General features: G+C 56.1%; 15 protein-coding genes. 10 read left to right on the forward strand and 5 right to left on the reverse strand.

The features are described 5' to 3' along the window. Nucleotides 1-53: 53 nt before the first annotated feature. The 3 genes from JN414_RS05080 (at nt 54) to JN414_RS05090 (ending at nt 2,858) form a co-directional block, all read left to right on the forward strand. Complete coding sequence (locus JN414_RS05080) at nt 54-899, forward strand: creatininase family protein (RefSeq protein ID WP_202206975.1); 846 nt, start codon at nt 54-56, stop codon at nt 897-899. After that, nucleotides 896-2,182 (forward strand): YncE family protein, encoded by a 1,287-nt coding sequence (locus tag JN414_RS05085; RefSeq protein WP_202206976.1) that lies wholly within the window; start codon nt 896-898, stop codon nt 2,180-2,182. Before JN414_RS05080 ends, JN414_RS05085 begins: the two co-directional genes overlap by 4 nt. 334 nt (nt 2,183-2,516) lie before the next feature. Then, nucleotides 2,517-2,858 (forward strand): hypothetical protein, encoded by a 342-nt coding sequence (locus JN414_RS05090; RefSeq protein ID WP_202206977.1) that lies wholly within the window; start codon nt 2,517-2,519, stop codon nt 2,856-2,858. A gap of 17 nt (nt 2,859-2,875) precedes the next feature. Here JN414_RS05090 and JN414_RS05095 read toward each other — a convergent pair whose 3' ends face one another. Continuing rightward, a complete protein-coding gene (locus JN414_RS05095; RefSeq protein ID WP_237389880.1) occupies nt 2,876-5,248 on the reverse strand; it encodes a mechanosensitive ion channel family protein in 2,373 nt (790 codons plus the stop codon). Nucleotides 5,249-5,442: 194 nt separating this feature from the next. Beyond that, a complete protein-coding gene (locus JN414_RS05100) occupies nt 5,443-5,859 on the reverse strand; it encodes a helix-turn-helix domain-containing protein (protein ID WP_202206979.1) in 417 nt (138 codons plus the stop codon). Nucleotides 5,860-5,966: 107 nt separating this feature from the next. On the opposite strand from JN414_RS05100, the gene JN414_RS05105 reads away from it, so the two are divergent. Both JN414_RS05105 and JN414_RS05110 read left to right on the forward strand, forming a co-directional pair. Then, nucleotides 5,967-7,031 (forward strand): SDR family oxidoreductase, encoded by a 1,065-nt coding sequence (locus JN414_RS05105; protein WP_202206980.1) that lies wholly within the window; start codon nt 5,967-5,969, stop codon nt 7,029-7,031. 123 nt (nt 7,032-7,154) lie between these two features. Next, nucleotides 7,155-9,278: a protein-disulfide reductase DsbD gene (locus tag JN414_RS05110; protein WP_237389927.1), complete on the forward strand. Its 2,124-nt coding sequence runs from the start codon at nt 7,155-7,157 to the stop codon at nt 9,276-9,278. A 71-nt stretch (nt 9,279-9,349) separates the two neighbouring features. On the opposite strand, the gene JN414_RS05115 is transcribed toward JN414_RS05110, so the two are convergent. Together JN414_RS05115 and JN414_RS05120 are read right to left on the reverse strand one after the other, a co-directional pair. Then, entirely contained in the window at nt 9,350-9,835 is a 486-nt protein-coding gene (locus tag JN414_RS05115; RefSeq protein ID WP_202206981.1) for a cupin domain-containing protein, read from the reverse strand. Between the two features lie 83 nt (nt 9,836-9,918). Further along, nucleotides 9,919-10,827, reverse strand: a complete 909-nt coding sequence (locus JN414_RS05120) for a LysR family transcriptional regulator (RefSeq protein ID WP_202206982.1) — start codon at nt 10,825-10,827, stop codon at nt 9,919-9,921. A 171-nt stretch (nt 10,828-10,998) separates the two neighbouring features. On the opposite strand from JN414_RS05120, the gene JN414_RS05125 reads away from it, so the two are divergent. From JN414_RS05125 to JN414_RS05145, 5 genes are read left to right on the forward strand one after another with little or no spacing between them, the layout of a single operon-like run. Further along, nucleotides 10,999-12,450: a SidA/IucD/PvdA family monooxygenase gene (locus tag JN414_RS05125; protein WP_202206983.1), complete on the forward strand. Its 1,452-nt coding sequence runs from the start codon at nt 10,999-11,001 to the stop codon at nt 12,448-12,450. A gap of 16 nt (nt 12,451-12,466) precedes the next feature. Then, a complete protein-coding gene (puuE, locus tag JN414_RS05130; protein WP_202206984.1) occupies nt 12,467-13,366 on the forward strand; it encodes an allantoinase PuuE in 900 nt (299 codons plus the stop codon). Next, nucleotides 13,363-13,887, forward strand: a complete 525-nt coding sequence (uraD, locus tag JN414_RS05135) for a 2-oxo-4-hydroxy-4-carboxy-5-ureidoimidazoline decarboxylase (protein ID WP_202206985.1) — start codon at nt 13,363-13,365, stop codon at nt 13,885-13,887. Before puuE ends, uraD begins: the two co-directional genes overlap by 4 nt. Beyond that, nucleotides 13,884-14,216 carry a hydroxyisourate hydrolase gene (gene uraH, locus JN414_RS05140; RefSeq protein WP_202206986.1) on the forward strand — a complete coding sequence of 111 codons (333 nt, stop codon included), beginning with the start codon at nt 13,884-13,886 and terminating at the stop codon, nt 14,214-14,216. The genes uraD and uraH overlap by 4 nt, the downstream gene beginning before the upstream one ends. 6 nt (nt 14,217-14,222) lie before the next feature. Continuing rightward, on the forward strand, nt 14,223-15,668 hold the full coding sequence (locus JN414_RS05145) for a nucleobase:cation symporter-2 family protein (RefSeq protein ID WP_202206987.1): 1,446 nt from the start codon (nt 14,223-14,225) through the stop codon (nt 15,666-15,668). 18 nt (nt 15,669-15,686) lie between these two features. Here JN414_RS05145 and guaD read toward each other — a convergent pair whose 3' ends face one another. Beyond that, on the reverse strand, nt 15,687-16,997 hold the full coding sequence (gene guaD, locus JN414_RS05150; protein WP_202206988.1) for a guanine deaminase: 1,311 nt from the start codon (nt 16,995-16,997) through the stop codon (nt 15,687-15,689). Nucleotides 16,998-17,188 lie beyond the last annotated feature (191 nt).

A 17,188-nucleotide genomic window follows, 5' to 3' on the forward strand; every position in this document is an offset into this window, starting at 1 on the left:
CATACCCCCGGATGGAGTAGGGAAAGACGACCATTTTCAGAGATGCCTGTCTTATGCCGATTTATCCCCGTCTATTGCGCTCCGCCTGTGCGATGCTTGGCCTGGGGATTGGTATGGCTCCGCTGGCATTCGGGCAGGCCGTGACGCATTGCGCGGGAACGGCGGCACAGGTTGAATTCGCCTGCCACACCTGGACGGAAATTGACCGCGCCGTCCATGGTGGGACTGATACTATTATCATTCCCGTCGGCGGGACGGAGCAAAGCGGGCCTTACATGGCTGTCGGCAAGCATAATGTGCGGGCGCAGGTTCTGGCGGACGAAATTGCCAGACAGGCCGGGCAGACGTTTGTGGCCCCCGTCATTGCTTATGTGCCGGAAGGTTCAATCTCCCCGCGAACCTCTCACATGCGTTTTCCGGGAACAATTTCCGTGCCGCCTGCCGTGTTCGAAGGAATGCTGAAAGGTGCCGCTGAAAGTTTTCGTGTGCAGGGTTTCCGGAAAATCGTTTTTCTGGGAGATCATGGGGGCTATCAGGCGTCCATGGCGCATGTGGCCCAGGAGCTGAACACGCGATGGAAGGGTCAGGCAGCAGTTCTGGACCTGCGCGATTATTATGAAGTTATTCCCCATCAGTATGCTGATGCCCTAAAAGCGCAGGGCCATGCAGCAGAAGTGGGTATGCATGCGGAACTGAGCGATACGTCCCTGATGCTGGCCGTGGATCCGTCCCTGGTCCGTCAGGAAGCGCTTCGCGCCGCTCCAAAACCCAGTGTCACCGATGGCGTTTATGGCGGGGATCCGCGCCAGGCTACGCCCGGACTGGGACGTATCGGCACAGAGATGCAGATACGCACCGCTGTAACGGCACTTCAGTCCTTCAACAGGAGCCATCCATGAATTTCAAGACCCCCCTTCTGGCGGCGCTGACGCTGCTGGGAGCCTCTGCGGCGCAGGCCCAGACCACGGCTCCTGCGGATGCAAGTGCACCGATTCCTCTGCCTCCGGCCCCGGCGGCTCCAGCAGCTCCGCCAGCTATGGTGCCTTTCTCGGCGCCAGCGCCTGCTGTTTCATCTGTTCCCGTGGCCGCTCCGGCTGCTTCAGATGCGGTGCAGACTATTCCGGGCATGCCAGCCGTTATTGATCCGCATAATATTTATAGCGAAACCACGCCGTCCCACATTTCTCCGGCGATCGCTCACGACCCGGCGCGGGTTTATGTGCCGAACCTGCGTGGAAACAGTGTCTCCGTTATTGATCCGGTGTCTTTTCAAGTTGTGGATACCTACCCCGTTGGTCGCTCCCCACAGCACGTCGTGCCATCCTGGGATCTGCGGACGCTTTGGGTGACCAACAACAGTGAGGGACGTCCGGATGGCTCTCTGACGCCGATCGATCCTGCGACCGCAAAGCCCGGCGCAAATATTGCAGTGGACGATCCTTACAACATGTACTTCACCCCGGATGGCAAGTACGCGATCACGGTGGCTGAAGCCCACAAGCGTCTTGATTTCCGCGACCCGCACACGATGGAGCTTAAGGGCTCAGTCGAGACGCCGGAGTGCAAAGGCGTCAATCACGCTGACTTCTCCATTGACGGCAAGTACGCGATCTTCACCTGCGAGTTTGGCGGTTATGTTGCCAAGGTCGATACCGTGAACCTGAAGATGATCGGTATGTTGAAGCTGTCCAAGGGTGGAATGCCGCAGGATATTCTGACGGCTCCAGACGGACATAAGTTCTATGTTGCCGACATGATGGCTGACGGTGTGTTCGTCGTGGATGGTGACTCCTTTACGGAAACCGGCTTCATCCCGACGGGTATAGGCACGCATGGCCTGTATCCGAGCCGTGATGGCAAGGTCATGTATGTGGCGAACCGTGGTTCCCATCGCATCCACGGCAAGCGTGGTGGGCCGGGTGGAGTGTCCATCATCGATTTCGCGACGGACAAGGTCATCAAGACCTGGATGATTCCGGGTGGCGGCAGCCCGGATATGGGCAATGTCAGTGCAGACGGAAAGCTGCTTTGGCTGTCTGGTCGTTTTGACGATGTGGTTTATGCCATCGACACGGATACGGGTGCTGTCCGCAAGATCCCTGTTGGAGCCGAGCCGCATGGCCTGACGGTCTGGCCGCAGCCAGGCCGTTACAGTGTGGGCCACACTGGTATTCTGCGCTAATCTGAAATGAGCGATGATGGAGACGTCAGTTGAGGTCTCTATTGTTGAAAGCCCGGCAGAGATGCCGGGCTTTTTTATTACGGAGATTAGGGCGTCTTTGTCTGAGCTGGCGTTTGGTCGTTGTCGTTTCTGGTTTCACTTGGCGTGATGCAGGGCGGTATAGGCGAAGTCTGTTAGTGTGGGCCAACGATGCCTCTTTGAGAGGGTGTCCCGGGAAGATGCTCTGTGTGTCGAGCGGATATGAAGCCCGTGATGTGCGCACGAATACTTGCAAGCATTTTGTTCCCAGATCCGGTAATGTCCGGAAACACATAAGAGAAAAGGTGACTCGAAGATGTTGATTGCTTCGATGTTGTGCTTCACTTTTACGGTTATTGCAGGCCTATGGCTCGGCCTTTGCGTTCTCCGGAGTAAGCGTCCGTTGAAGGCTCTGTTGCCAGTCCATGTCGGGTTTGCCCTACTCGGCGCAGTTTTCATGATTGTCGCACTGGCGAAGGGTGACAGCCGACTTATGCTGAATGTCGCTTTAGCCGTGGCTGTTGCTGCTTTTGGCCTTCTCATGGGATGGGCAAGGCGGCGGGGCTATGTGATTGCCCCGCTCTACATGTGCCATATTCTGCTGGCAGTGATGTTTTACCTGTCTCTGGTCAGCTTCACGCTCTTCCCAAACTTCTGAAACGCCTTCTGTAGGGATCAGGCTTTCTCAGGTGATGGCTGAACAGGCTGTGGCCCTGTGTCATTGGCGACCTTGAACTGCATGCTGTTGCCTGGTGGCGTCGTGGTGTAGGCGGTCGGCGTGTAGAATTTGACACCTTCTTCCGCAAAGCGGTTGGTCACGATGCGGTTGAATTCGCGTTTAACCTTCCATTTCATCATGGGGGTTGTCCGGATGCTGCCAATCAGAGTGGCGCCTCCGCTGTCGCTCTGATCCACGCCCAGATCTGTGTAGTCGGACAGGATCATCGGCCCGAAAACCGGATCAGCACGCATTTCCTTGACGGCTTTTTCCATGATGGCAGAGACGCGCGGCAGGTCTTCCGACAGATCAAGCTGCTGCTTGATGACGATCTGGTTGTAGCCGCGCGCTGTGTTGGCAATGGAGGAGACGGACGAGAACGGGATGATGTGCAGATCGCCCGTAATGTCGCGCACCTTTACAGTCCGGATTGACAGGTTTTCCACGGTTCCCGAGACGCCGCCTGTCGTAACCCAATCACCGACCTGGATTGCGTCTTCGACGAGCATGAAGAAGCCCGTGATGAAGTCCTTCACCAGACTTTGGGAACCGAAAGCGATGGCTGCGCCAAGGATACCTGCACCGGTCAGAAGTGGCGTTACGTTAATGCCGATCTGCGAGAGTGTCGTCACGGCAACGATGATGATGATGATGGCCAGAAGAACGGTGCGGATGATTGGCATCACCGTACGCAGGCGGGTTGCTCGGGAACGCTGGCCTGAGGTCTCGAAAGACGAGAGCTGCCGGTTCAGCATGATGTTGACCATTTCCCAGATTGCCGCAGCCACAGTCGCTGCAATCAGCATCGTCAGCGCCGTATCCATTAGGCGACGGCCAAGGGCATTCTTGATGAAGAAGCCGAAGGTTGGCAGGCCCCATGCTTCTGTGATGGCCACGAGCGTGAGGAACAGGATGGCGCCCGTCAGAATCATACGAGCGACCGGGTAGTACCGATCAGCTCGCTTCTGAAGCTCTGGGAAGCGCTCCACAAGCTGTGGATTGACCCGAAAGAACCGGTCCTGAAGCCCATAAGCCAGAACAGCACCAAGACGGGACGCTACCAGAACGCCGATTGTGGCGCCTGTGGTCTTGAGGATCCATGTGTATCCACCCTGTAGATGGGCTGCCCAGACAATCCAGAGCGAAATGTCCAGGAACATGGCAGGTACCCACCACAGGCGCGTGATGGCGGCTATGACCGTCCACATGCCCGTTTTCTTACCAACGGTGCTGGGCTGCAGCGCATTGCTGACGATGTGACGGATACGCCAGATGAAAGCAGCGATCAGTACGTGTTCAACCAGAACAACCGCACGAATCATGGCTCCTGTTCCGCGTGGTGCCAGATTGAACTGTGCGCCAAGTTCGGACAGACAAATGACAATAGCGGGCGCAGCAACCAACACGTTCCACCACCGCGTCACCATAAAGGCAGTCGGTGTGCTGGCGGGTAGAAGCCGAATGGTGGGTGACCGCGGGGTAAGACCAGTCTCGACCAGGAGGTAGAGCGTGCGTGCCCCTGCGTAAGAGTATGCGAGTGTCAGGATAACGTTCACGGTGCGCTCTGTCAGAGGCAGAACCAGCACCGACAGGCCTGCCAGAAGCAGAAAGGCGAGAACGGGCAGGGCTTTAAGCAGAAAGTGACCCGCGGCGTAAGGAATGCGGGACAGGAAACGGAGCGTCTCAACCTGACGTCTCTGGTCTTCTGCTCGGGTCTGGTTGGAATTGTTGGTGGCTTCAGTGGCTGCCGTTGTGGGCACCGGGTCTGCTTCGGGCAGGACCTGAATATTCCGGACTTCCCGCGCCTGTGCTTTGAGCGTCAGGTTCTGAAGCGGTTTGCGCAGCATTAGCGCAATGGTGCGTTCGAGCCCCAGACCGCACGCAATGACCAGCACGGCAATGCCAAATGCATGCAGGATTGGCGCGCGTGTCTCTGCCGACAACATCTGTGATCTGAACCAGTGGCCGACCAGCCCCAGATCACTGAAGAGGTTCAGAAAGTTGTGAACATATCCCAATGACTGCGTACGAACGCTTTTCAGGCCGTTATCAATCTCTGGTGACACGTCCGGCATGGTTGCAGCCTTGGACGCTGGGCTTGCTGCAGGCGTGTCCGTCTGTTTGACACCACGCGCCATGAGGGAGAGCGTGTGTGTGAAGCTGTCACGCTGTTTGGGGTCATTCAGAACATTCAGAAGCTGCTGGGCTTCCTGAGCCGACAGGGGAGCCGACGTGGGGCTGACTGTCGCCGCTGCGGCTTTTGCCGGTGTTGTTTCTGCCCAGCTGAAGGGTGTTGCCAGCAGGGCCGTCAGGAAAACCAGAAAGGCCATGAAGGAATGGCGTTTCTTTTGACGGGGTGTTCGTGACTGGACGGGCCGTGAAGGGGAACACATCGTTCTGAAATGTCCTTGATATGCCTTGAAACTGGAGCATGTCCGCGCAAGGTGAGGTCTGTTCTGGCCGGGAAGGCCCTTTTCAAGCAGGAGTGCCACAGGATGAGGTCCCCTGTCCAAAATGTGATGCGTTATTCTGCAGCTTCCATCAGAGTGTCTGAGGCTGCTGCACGGCTTTCATTGGCCTCTAGCGCTTCCAGCGCATCTGCATGATCGATCCCCCACAAGTAGAGCTGTTCAATGGGCTCGACGAAGACTTTCCCGAGGGACGTCAGGCTGTATTCCACATTGGGGGGCATGATCTGATGGATCTCGCGACAGACGAGTCCCTTGTCTTCGAGCTCCCTTAATGTCTGGGTCATCATTTTTTTTGAAAGACCAGGGATGCTTCGCTGAAGGCGACCGGGGCGGGAGCTTCCTTCCAGAAGGTGGAGCGTATGGAGGATCATGGTCGTCCATTTTCCACTGAAAAGTCTTAGAACCCGGCGCGGCGCACAGTCTTCGTCAAAGGGAGCCTGGCGATAGCGGGCCGGAAGGGAGGTTGTCATTCTGTGGGAACCTTTTGGTATCCAGGGCACAATATGGTGCCGTCTGGAACTGTTGACACCAAGGGCTCAAATGGAGGGCGAACCATTTTTCGGGAAAGGAGACCCTGATGTCCCGTATTGCTCTTGTTGTCGGATCGACTGGAATTGTTGGCCAGACGCTCGCGACGCGTCTCGTTGCCGAAGGCTGGACTGTTCATGGTCTGGCACGCCGGCCCCGACACGACATGGCCGGCGTTCTGCCGATTGCGGTAGACCTGTTGGATCTGAACAACCTTAAGTTGGCTCTGAAGGATCTGACGCCCACACACGTTTTTTTCTGTTCCTGGCTTCGTCAGCCCACGGAAGAAGAAAATTGTCGCGTTAATTCCGCGATGGTCCGCAATGTGTTTGAGGCACTTCCTGCGCCAGAGAGGCTTGAGCACGCTGCGCTTACAACGGGTATGAAGCATTATCTTGGGCCATTTGAAGCTTATGCTTCAGGTGAGTCACCCCAGACGCCATTCCGGGAGGACATGCCGCGTCTGCCCTTGGCTAATTTCTATTACGATCAGGAAGATGTGCTGTTTGCCGCCGCGGAAAAATACGGCTTTTCCTGGAGCGTACATCGTCCCCACACCATCATCGGATATGCAGTTGGCAATGCGATGAATATGGGGAGCACTTTGGCTGTTTACGCGACGATCTGCCGCGAAACAGGACGTCCCTTCGTTTTCCCTGGCTCGCCTGTACAGTGGGATAGCCTTACCGACCTGACTGACGCCCGTCAGTTGGCCAAGCAGCTTCTCTGGGCCTCAACATCTGAAAGCGGATGGAATGAAGCCTTCAACGTGGTGAACGGGGATGTGTTTCGCTGGAAGTGGCTGTGGCCTCGCCTTGCTGCATGGTTCGGCTTGGAAGCTGCGCCTTATCCCGGCCACGCGACAGATCTTGAGGAAACCCTGTCGCAAGATGGAGACTTGTGGGCGCAGATTACTGAGAAATATGGCCTGACCGAAAGTCGGATCGATCACCTTGCGTCTGCCTGGCATACGTACGCGGATCTGGGGCGTCCTGTCGAATGTGTGACGGACATGTCCAAGAGCCGTCTGGCAGGGTTTGACGGGTGGCAATATACGCCAGACTCGTTCTTCGATTTGTTTGAGCGCCTGAGAGCGGAGAAACTGATTCCCTGAGACAAAAACCATAAAACAGGATTTATTTAGTCCTGTTTGTGGAAAAGCACTGTTTTCTCAGACATAGAGTGTTATGCAGGCTGTCCTGTTTTGTCCTGAGGGAATGAGACTACCTTGCGTCGTGTGTTAAGTCTGTTGGCCCTGCTTGCAGCGGGGATATGTGGTCTTGGTGTCAATGGGGCGTCTATTGCAGCGGAAAGCCCTGCTGTCGTCTCAGCCAATGATACGGCAACTCTGGTTACTGACCGTGATTCCATCGGTCCGGACCAGTCATTGCGTGTTGGGTTGAGGCTGCAACTTAAACCGGGCTGGCACACATACTGGATTAATCCCGGAGATGCCGGGGACACTCCGACGCTGGATGTAACGGCGCAGGGCGCGGCAACTGGCAAGACTTCGGACATCCACTGGCCGATGCCAGTTCGCCTGAGTGAAGGCGGTCTCATGTCCTACGCCTATGTCGGAGATGTGCTGCTTCCCGCCAGTCTGACCTTAAAAGGGACTGGCGGGACCACACTTCATGCGCATGCAGAATGGCTTGTTTGTGCCGAAGTCTGCATTCCTGAAAGCGGTGATTTTTCGCTGACACTGCCTGCGTCTTCCGGTCCCGCTCCTGAAGGTGCTCAGGCTGGCCTGTTTCAGGCCGCAGATGCGAAAATGCCGATTCCGTCTCCCTTCAAGGCGCATGTTTCTGCTGATGGTGTCCTGACGCTTGAAGGCAGAGGACTGTCCTCCACAGCAGTTTCGGAAGCCTGGTTTTTGCCGGAAGAAGGTGGCCTGATTGATCAGGTTGCTCCGCAGCCGCTGAACGTTGGCAAAGACGAGCTTTCTCTTCACCTGAAGTTTCTGAAAACTGCTCATCGGGATGCGCCGCTTAAGGGGCTGGTCGTGTTGAAGGATGAGGCTGGTCAGGAAAGCCCTATCCAGATTTCTGCTGAACAGACGGTGGGTCCAACCAAAGTAGAGGATGCCGCAGCGGCGCCCGCGCCTGCTTCCGCAGACGCCGTACCAACGGGTGCTGGTTGGCTCCGTGTGATGCTGTTCGCTTTTGTCGGCGGTCTGATCCTCAATCTTATGCCTTGTGTTTTTCCAGTTCTGGCCATGAAAGCCTTGTCATTGGCCAAGATGGGCGGCGTGGGGAGGCGTGTGCAGTTGCAGAGTGCACTGTTTTACACGCTGGGCGTTACGGGAGCCTTCGCAGTTCTTGGTCTTCTGATGATCGGACTGCGCCTTGCCGGATCTTCAGCTGGATGGGGTTTCCAGTTCCAATCAGCGGGATTTGTGGTTGGTGTTTGCTGGCTGCTGTTTGGCATGGCTCTGAACTTGCTGGGCGTGTTTGAAATCAGTGCGGGGCGATTAGGCCAGTTGCATCCACACGGGGCAGGCCATGCTGGCGACATGATGACGGGGCTATTGGCTGTCATAGTCGCGACGCCTTGCACGGCTCCGTTTATGGGAGTCGCCATTGCAGGAGCTTTGGGTGGCCCCGCTGTGATGGGGCTATTGGTCTTTCTTTCCATGGGGCTTGGGCTGGCAGTTCCCTATGTGCTGGTGGCAAGTGTTCCCGGTCTGGCGTCGCGGATGCCAAAGCCAGGAGCATGGATGGGTGTGTTGAAGCAGGCCTTGGCCTTCCCGCTTCTGGCAACCTGCGTATGGTTGCTGTGGGTGGCGACGATTGAGCGCGGTGTGAATTTCGTAGTCGTGGCAGGCGGCGGTCTTGTGTTGCTGGGCTTTGCGGCCTGGATCTATGGCATAGGGCAGCATCGCGCGATGCGGGAAGGTGGACGGGGTACGGTTCTGTTTTGCCGTGTTGTAGCCGTTCTGTGCATGGTGGTGTGTGGGGCAGGCTTGTCCCGTAGTCTTGCCGAACCGGTATCTGCAACAGCGAAGTCTCCTGCAACTTCAGCTGACAATCAAATTCAGTCGTTTTCAAGTGAGAAGCTGGCAGACCTTCGTGCAAAGGGAGAGCCGGTTTTTGTCGATATGACGGCGTCCTGGTGTATCACCTGCATGGTGAATGAACGGGTGGCGCTCGATGTGGACTCTGTCCGTAAGGCGTTCAGTGTGCGGCATGTCGCTTATCTCAAGGGCGACTGGACCAACAGGGACGCAGGAATTTCCGCTTACCTGAAAGCTCACGGGCGCGATGGCGTCCCTCTCTATGTTTATTATCCGCCGCATGGATCGGAAGTTGTATTGCCGCAGATACTGACGCCAGGTCTGGTTCTGGGAATTATTGGGCACTAAGTGCCCAGCTCGCTCTGATACAAAAAACCCAGCTTCACATGTGAAGCTGGGTTTTTTTTGTCGGACTAGTCTTAACGATTTGTATGCTGCGGATCATCCTGTGGGTTCACGTAGGTCATGGTAAATGGGCCTGTTCCCGAAACCTGCACAATGGCGCCTTGTGTCCCAGCTTTGAGTGCGTGCGGAACATTAGGAGGAAGATGAACAAACCCTCCGGCTGTCAGGACTTTTTCATCGTTCGCTGTGATGCTCTCGCCGATGTAATGATGCACACTGCCCGCCAGAACCGTGAGCATTTCATCCATATTGTGCGTATGGGGCGGAATGGTTGACCCTGCGGGCATCATGACGCGCATGGTGAAGGGACCGGGCTTGTCCGAGGCTCCGTACAGGAAGGACATGCGTGTTCCACTCGGGAACATGGGAGGCGCGGCTTTCCAGGCAACATTCTCTCCGCCCTGAACAATACGGATGTCAGTGGCCGTCTGGGCGAGGGCGCCACTTCCCAACAGACAGCAGATGAGGGCGCTGGCAGAAAATATCCTGAGAAAAGACATTGGATTGTCCTTAGATGTTCTGGCTTATGCCTGCCCTTCCTAACGCGGTGTAGAGTTTGTCGTTCAGCATGCTGCTTCCGAAGTTATGTCTCTGTTGGATGCAAGAAGGTTTTCTCCACTTCTGCAATCACCAGTCTTGCTGCTCCGGAAAGCTGCCGAGCCTGATCCACGCATAGAGCCAGGGTCAGTGGGGAAACATCCCTGTTTGAAATGGGGACGAAAGCCAGTTCACCACTGAGAATTTCCTTCATGGCATCAAGCCGACTCAGGATTCCCAGTCCGACGCCTTCCAGGACCAATGACTTTATCATCTGGATATTATCGGAGGATGCAGCAGGCTGGACGCTGACATTGCTGTCAATTTCCAGAATTTCAATCTGTCGCTGTAGTGCGAGAGGTTGTTGGGGCATGACCATTGGGTATTCGGCACAGGTGCTGAAACGAGCATCCTTGTTTTTGGCTATCGGATGGTCGGGAAGGCAGACGAAACCCAAGGGGTAATCGATATGAGTGCGGACGAGCAGGCCGCGGGCCTGTGTCGGATTCAGGAGGAGCGCAAAATCAACATCTCCACTGATGAGCGCCTGCAGAATGGCAGCGTTGTCCAGCACATGGGTGCAGATGGTAATGCCGGGATGGCTTTTCCGCAGGTCTTTCAGAATACGGGGGAGAAATCCTGTGGTCAGGGCATCAGGCAGAGCTATGTCCACCTGTCCCCGTCTCAATCCGCGCATGTCTTCAAGCTGGGTGCGGACTTCCTGCATTTCCCGCGTCCACTGCTTGCCTTTGGTATAAAGGAGTTCGCCAGCGGCTGTCAGACGCAGGCCGCTGGGCAGGCGCTCAAAGAGTGGAGTGCCGAGAGCTTCCTCACCATGCAGAATCTGGCGGTCGATGGCAGACGCCGCAATCCGTAGGTGTTCGGAGGCTTTCCGGATCGAGCCATATTGGGCAACGGACAGGAAGTAGCGAAGGAAGCGGGAGAAAACCGGCATGGGATACGCTCTTTTTTCGAGAACGGCAGGGACGTTTTTCTGAGATATACGAGAATGCCCCTCTATGAAACACTTCAGAGAGGCAGGTTAATCCTGTCATTTTGACACAGGAAGAAACTCTGGTCATTTCTTATGAAAGACCACGATCCTGTGCCTGTTCTTTAGGATAAGATGCTCATGACACGTTCCCCTTCCCCGACTGACGGCCTGGCCACCCTTTCGGCGCAGGTTCATGAGGATCTTGCGAAGATCAGGTACGCAACCGGAAACTGGAATATTCCGGTTCAGAAAGACGGTGAAGATGTTCTGGATGTTGCCATTATTGGCGGCGGACAAGGTGGGCTGACAGCCTGTTTCGGACTGCGCCGTCAGGGCGTAACGAACACGCAAATTTTTGAGCGCGCTGCAAAGGGTGGAGAAGGCCCGTGGGTCACGTTTGCCCGGATGATCACGTTGCGGACGCCGAAGCATGTGACGGGGCCGGATCTGGGTGTTCCCAATCTGACGCCGCAGTCTTGGTATGAAGCGCGGTATGGCAAGGAAGCCTGGCAATCGCTCGACAAGATCTCACGGCATGACTGGCAGTCCTATCTGGATTGGGTGCGTGATACGCTCGAACTGCCGGTCGTCAACGACCAGGAACTGGTTCATGTGGAATGGAAAGACGGCCTTCTGCGTCTGACATTCCGAAATGCTGCTGGTGTCGAGACAAAGCGCTGGGCGCGCCGGATGGTTCTGGCTACGGGAATTGATGGTGGCGGAGCCTGGTTCGTTCCCCCATTCATTTCGGAGAACCTTCCGAAGTCGGTTTATGCCCACACGCATGAGAATATTGATTTCGAGGCTCTGAAGGGCAAGCGGATCGGCGTTCTGGGCGCTGGTGCGTCCGCTTTTGATAATGCTGCGACGGCGTTGGAATCCGGTGTGGGGCGTGTGGATCTGTGTCTGCGTCGTACGAAGATTCCGGCCATCAATCCGTATCGCTGGATGGAAAATGCGGGCTTCCTTGCGCATTTTTCAGAACTGCCGGATCTGACCCGCTGGCGCTTCATGCGCTGCATCTACAATCTGAACCAGCCGCCGCCGCAGGATACGTTCTGGCGTTGCCGCAAGCATGAGAACTTTGCGTTTCATCCGGGGACGCCATGGAATTCTGCGCGTATGGACGGCGATGAGGTTGTGGTTGAAACGCCCAATGGCGAGATGCGCTTTGACTTCCTGATTATTGGTACTGGCTTCTCGATTGATCTGAAGCACCGTCCGGAAACGCAGGATTTCGCGGACTCCGTCATGCTGTGGAGCGACCATTTCACGGCGCCAGAAGGGGAGGAAAGCACGCTGCTGTCCAGCCATCCCTATCTGGGGCAGCGTTTCCAGTTCCTGCCGAAAGATCCGGCCGATCCGAAGGCCCCGATGCTGGCGGCAATCTACAATTTCACGTTTGCGTCCATGCCCAGCATGGGTCTTTCAGGGGCGTCCATCAGTGGTATGCGCTTTGGTGTCGAGAAGCTGACGCGCGGTATTGCGCGTGACCTGTTTGTTGAGGATGGTGAGAAACATCTGGAAAGTCTGCTGTCCTATGACACGGAAGAACTGATCAGCCTTGATCCGCCAACGGTTTGAGGGGGAGGCAGTCCAGATGAGCACGAACACTTATCCCCGTAACATGATTGGCTATGGCCGAACTCTGCCTGACCCGAAATGGCCGGGTGGGGCGCGGATCGCGGTTCAGTTCGTCATCAACTATGAAGAAGGCGCGGAAAACTCGGTCCTGCATGGAGATGCGGGATCGGAGGCTTTCCTGTCTGAAATGGTCGGGACGAAGTCCATCATTGGTGCACGCTGTGCGCAAATGGAAAGCCTTTACGAGTACGGTAGTCGTGCTGGTTTCTGGCGTTTGCATCGTCTGTTTGAAAAGGCTGGCATGACCACAACCGTGTTCGGTGTGGCCAAAGCCTTGGCGCGCAACCCGGATGCGGTGGCCGCCATGAAGGAGAGTGGCTGGGAAATTGCCACGCACGGCCTGCGCTGGATTGATTATCAGGATTTCCCGGAAGACGTGGAGCGCGAGCATATTCGTGAGGCGATTGCGCTTCATACCGAAGTGGTCGGGGAGCGCCCGTTGGGGTGGTATCAGGGCCGCACCAGCCCGAACACGGCCAGTCTGATCGTGGAAGAGGGCGGCTTTGTTTACGATGCTGATTCTTATGCGGATGATCTGCCGTACTATGATCGCTCCCATGGCAAGCCGCAGTTGATCGTGCCTTACACGCTTGATGCCAATGATATGAAGTTTGCGGCGCTCAACGGTTTTACCGAGGGCGAGCAGTTCTTCCGGTATCTGCGGGATACGTTCGACATGCTGTATGCGGAAGGGGGGCGTATGATGTCCATCGGGCTTCATTGTCGTTTGGCCGGCAAGCCTGCGCGTGCGCTGGCGCTTCAGCGTTTTCTGGAGCATGTGGCGTCCCATGAGAATGTTTGGGTGGCATCCCGGCTTGATATTGCGCAGCACTGGATGAGTGTGCATCCCGCATGAAGATTTCCGATGTGAATGCCATGACGTCGGATGTTTTCGTCCAGACGTTTGGCGGGCTTTACGAGCATTCGCCCTGGGTGGCTGAAGGTGCTCTGGCAGCGCGGCCATTTGCTGGTGTAGAGGCCATGCTTGCGGCGTTTTCTGCTGTTGTGCGGGATGCGGGCGAGAAAGCTCAGTTGGCACTGGTGCGGGCGCATCCTGAACTTGGTCATCGTGCGGGAGTTGATCCGGATCTGACGGCGGAGTCTGCATCCGAGCAGGCCTCTGCCGGGCTGGATCGTCTGACGCCTGCGGAATACGAGCGATTCAAGACGCTGAATGCGGCCTATGGGAAGGCTTTTTCCATGCCGTTTGTGATCTGCGTGCGTAAAGTCGCGGCCCCCGGGCAAATGGCCAAGAGGGTCATCATGGATGAAATGGAACGTCGTCTGGGCGGGACGCCCGAGGCGGAACTGAGGGAAGCCCTCTCGCAGATCGATGCGATTGCAGGGCTGAGACTGAAAGATCTGGTGACATCATGAGCTCATTATCCACGCATATTCTGGATACGGTCTCGGGCCGTCCGGCGGCTGGGGTGTCTTTCCGGCTTTTTCAGGAAGATGCTGTTCTTTTCGAAGGCGTGACGGATCATGATGGGCGTTGCCCCGCCTTGCGGGAGATCTCGCTGGAACGTGGAACCTATCGTCTGGAATTCGAGATTGGTGCGTATTTCCGGGCGGCGGGGCATGTGCTGTCTGATCCGCCCTTTCTGGATGTTGTGCCGATTGTGTTCGGTCTGGGTGAGGGCACGCATGCGCATGTTCCGCTGCTGGCGGCGCCTTATGGATATTCCACATATCGTGGAAGCTGAGACCTGATGGCGTCTGACACTTCTGTGGTTCATCCGGTTGATGAGAAGCTCCCGCTCTGGCGGCTGGGGGCTTATGGCTTCCAGCATATTTTGGCGTTCTATTCAGCGGCGGTGATTGTCCCCATTCTTGTGGCAGGGGCTTTGCACCTCCCACAGGAAACGCTGATTCATCTGATTGATGCAGATCTGTTCACTTGTGGGATTGCGTCCCTGTTGCAGGCTGTTGGTTTTGGACCGGTAGGGGTTCGTTTGCCGCTTCTGCAAGGGGTGACGTTTACGGCGGTAGGTCCGATGATTGCTATCGGGTCGGCGGTAGGGGGCGGAACGCCAGGTCTGCTATCGATCTATGGATCAGTCATTATCGCAGGGATTGTGACCCTGCTTCTGGCGCCGCATTTCGCGAAACTTGTGCGGTTTTTCCCGCCTGTCGTGACAGGCTCCATCATTCTTGTGATTGGTCTGGCACTCTTACCTGTCGCGGCTAACGACATTGTTTCCGGGCACGGACCGGGACTTGTGCAGGATCAAGTGCCTTTGCGAAGCCTGTGTTACGGGCTGGGAACGCTGGCAAGTATTCTGGTTGTGCAGCGCTTGTTTCGGGGGTTTATTGCGACTATCGCCGTGCTGATTGGGCTGTGTGTCGGTACGATGGCTGCCTGGCTTTTGGGTGATGCACATTTTGATGGCGTTGCTTCCGCGCCGTTTGTGTCACTCACACAGCCCTTTTTCTTTGGGACACCCACTTTCCACGTGGTTCCGATCCTGTCGATGGTGATCGTAATGATTATCACCATGGTCGAGACAATCGGCAATGTGTACGCGACGGGGGAAATTGTCGGGAAGACCATCACGCGGGAAGACATTGCGCGCACGTTGCGGGCAGATGGCATTGCAACGCTGCTCGGCGGTGTCTTTAATTCTTTCCCCTATACCTGCTTTGCTGAAAATGTCGGTCTTGTGCGCATGACTGGAGTGAAAAGCCGTTGGGTGGTGGCGTCTGCGGCTGTCATCATGATGATGCTCGGATGTCTGCCAAAGCTCGGGGCGATTGTGGCGGCGGTTCCGTTACCCGTTCTGGGTGGTGCCGCGCTGGCGATGTTTGCCACAGTTGCTGTTGTCGGTGTTCAGACGCTGACGCGAGTGGACTTCAATCGGCAGAGTAATGTCATCATTGTTGGAACAAGCATCGGCCTTGGAATGCTGGCGACGGCGCAGCCTCATATCTCGGATACGTTCCCGATGTGGGCGCAGATTGTCTTTGGAAGCGGTATTACCTTAGGGGCATTGTCCGCCATTTTCCTGCATCTGCTGTTCAATGTCCGTCGGACACTGGCAGTTGATCCAGAAGCGGACATCGTCGTGGCCGATCTGCCCGATGAACGGATTCTGATGGGCCTGTCTGTAGACGCTGAAGACCCTATAGTCGAAGGGCCACAGCGTCGGTTCGGCTGAGGGGCTGCAGGCGAGATATCAATTCCGGGTGTGGACCTTCTGACCGGCGACATATGTGGCCTCGATGCTACGGTCATCACCCAGCATGGTCAGGGCAAACAGGAGGTCAGACAGGGTCTCTGCCGTCTGGGTACGAATTTTTCCGAGAGGTGTCGCAGTAGGATCGAACACGCAGAGATCTGCATGAAGGCCGGGTCTGATGGCGCCAATATGATCTTCAAGCCCTAAAGACTGAGCTCCCCCTACAGTCGCTAACCAGAGACCTTGAGCTGGGTGAAGTTTTGTACCCAGGCCTTGCGCGACCTTGTATCCGTCCGACAGAACCTGAAGCAGGGAGAGGGATGGCCCAGCGCCCACATCGCTGCCGATACCGATTTTAACACGTCGTTCAGGCTTCAAAGCGTTGAACAGGGGAAACGATCCACTACCCAGGAACTGGTTTGAACCAGGGCAGTGCGCGATGGAGCAGCCTGTATCATGGCAGCGCTGGAAATCTTCTTCCTGTGCGTGCACAGCGTGAGCCAGAATGGCGCGAGGGCGCAGAAGGCCGGACTTGTCGTATACGTCTAGGTAGGATGAGCGGGTGGGAAAGAGTTCCTTGACCCATTCGATCTCAGACCGGTTCTCGAGCAGGTGCGTCTGCATGAAGAGGTCAGAGCGGGTAGCAAGGAGAGATCCAGCCAAATCCAGTTGTTCGGGTGTGCTGGTAGGGGCAAAGCGCGGTGTGACGGCGTAAAGCTGCCGTCCGCGACCATGCCAGCGTTCGATAAGGGCGGCAGACTGATCGTAACCTGTCTGGGCAGTGTCTCGCAGGTTGTCAGGCGCATTTCGGTCCATCAGGACCTTCCCTGCGATCATGCAGGTATTGAGACGTTCTGATTCCTCAAAAAAAGCATCGACGGATTCCGGGTGAACAGTGCAGTACACGGCGGCCGTTGTTGTACCGACGCGGAGAAGTTCTTTCAAAAAACTGCGGGCAATTTGGCGTGCATAAGTGATATCGGCGTAGCGGGCCTCAGCAGGGAAAACGTAAGTTTCCAGCCATTCCAGGAGTTGTTCCCCATACGAGGCAATCACCGGAAGCTGAGGATAATGGACGTGAGTATCGATCATTCCTGCTGAAATCAGCCGGTCTGGATAATGATCTACGGCAGTGCCTTCAGGGATCTGATCTTTCAGATCGTCCCATGCTCCGGCGGCGGTAATGATGCCATCTTTGCATAGAATCAAGCCATCCGGCTGATGCGTTACCGCCGCCATGGGATCGACCGTGAATGGGTCAGTGTGGAAAGTCAGGAAGGGGCCGCGGATGGCAGTATGGTCTGTCATGATCTTTCCGGTATCGCACAGCATTTCCGACCAGGGAACGATCTCTGGTGGATAGGTGAAAGTTTCTTTTAATGTCCAAGGGTCGTTAGTCTATTTTAACCTTGGCACTGTTTTGTGGCAGAGTGGGCAGCGTCTCTTTATCAAGAGATGGATGCAGATTTGAAAATGGTTTTCAACTTTCAGTATTGAGC

The organism is Gluconobacter sp. Gdi, from assembly GCF_014132155.1.
Taxonomy (GTDB): Bacteria; Pseudomonadota; Alphaproteobacteria; order Acetobacterales; family Acetobacteraceae; genus Gluconobacter.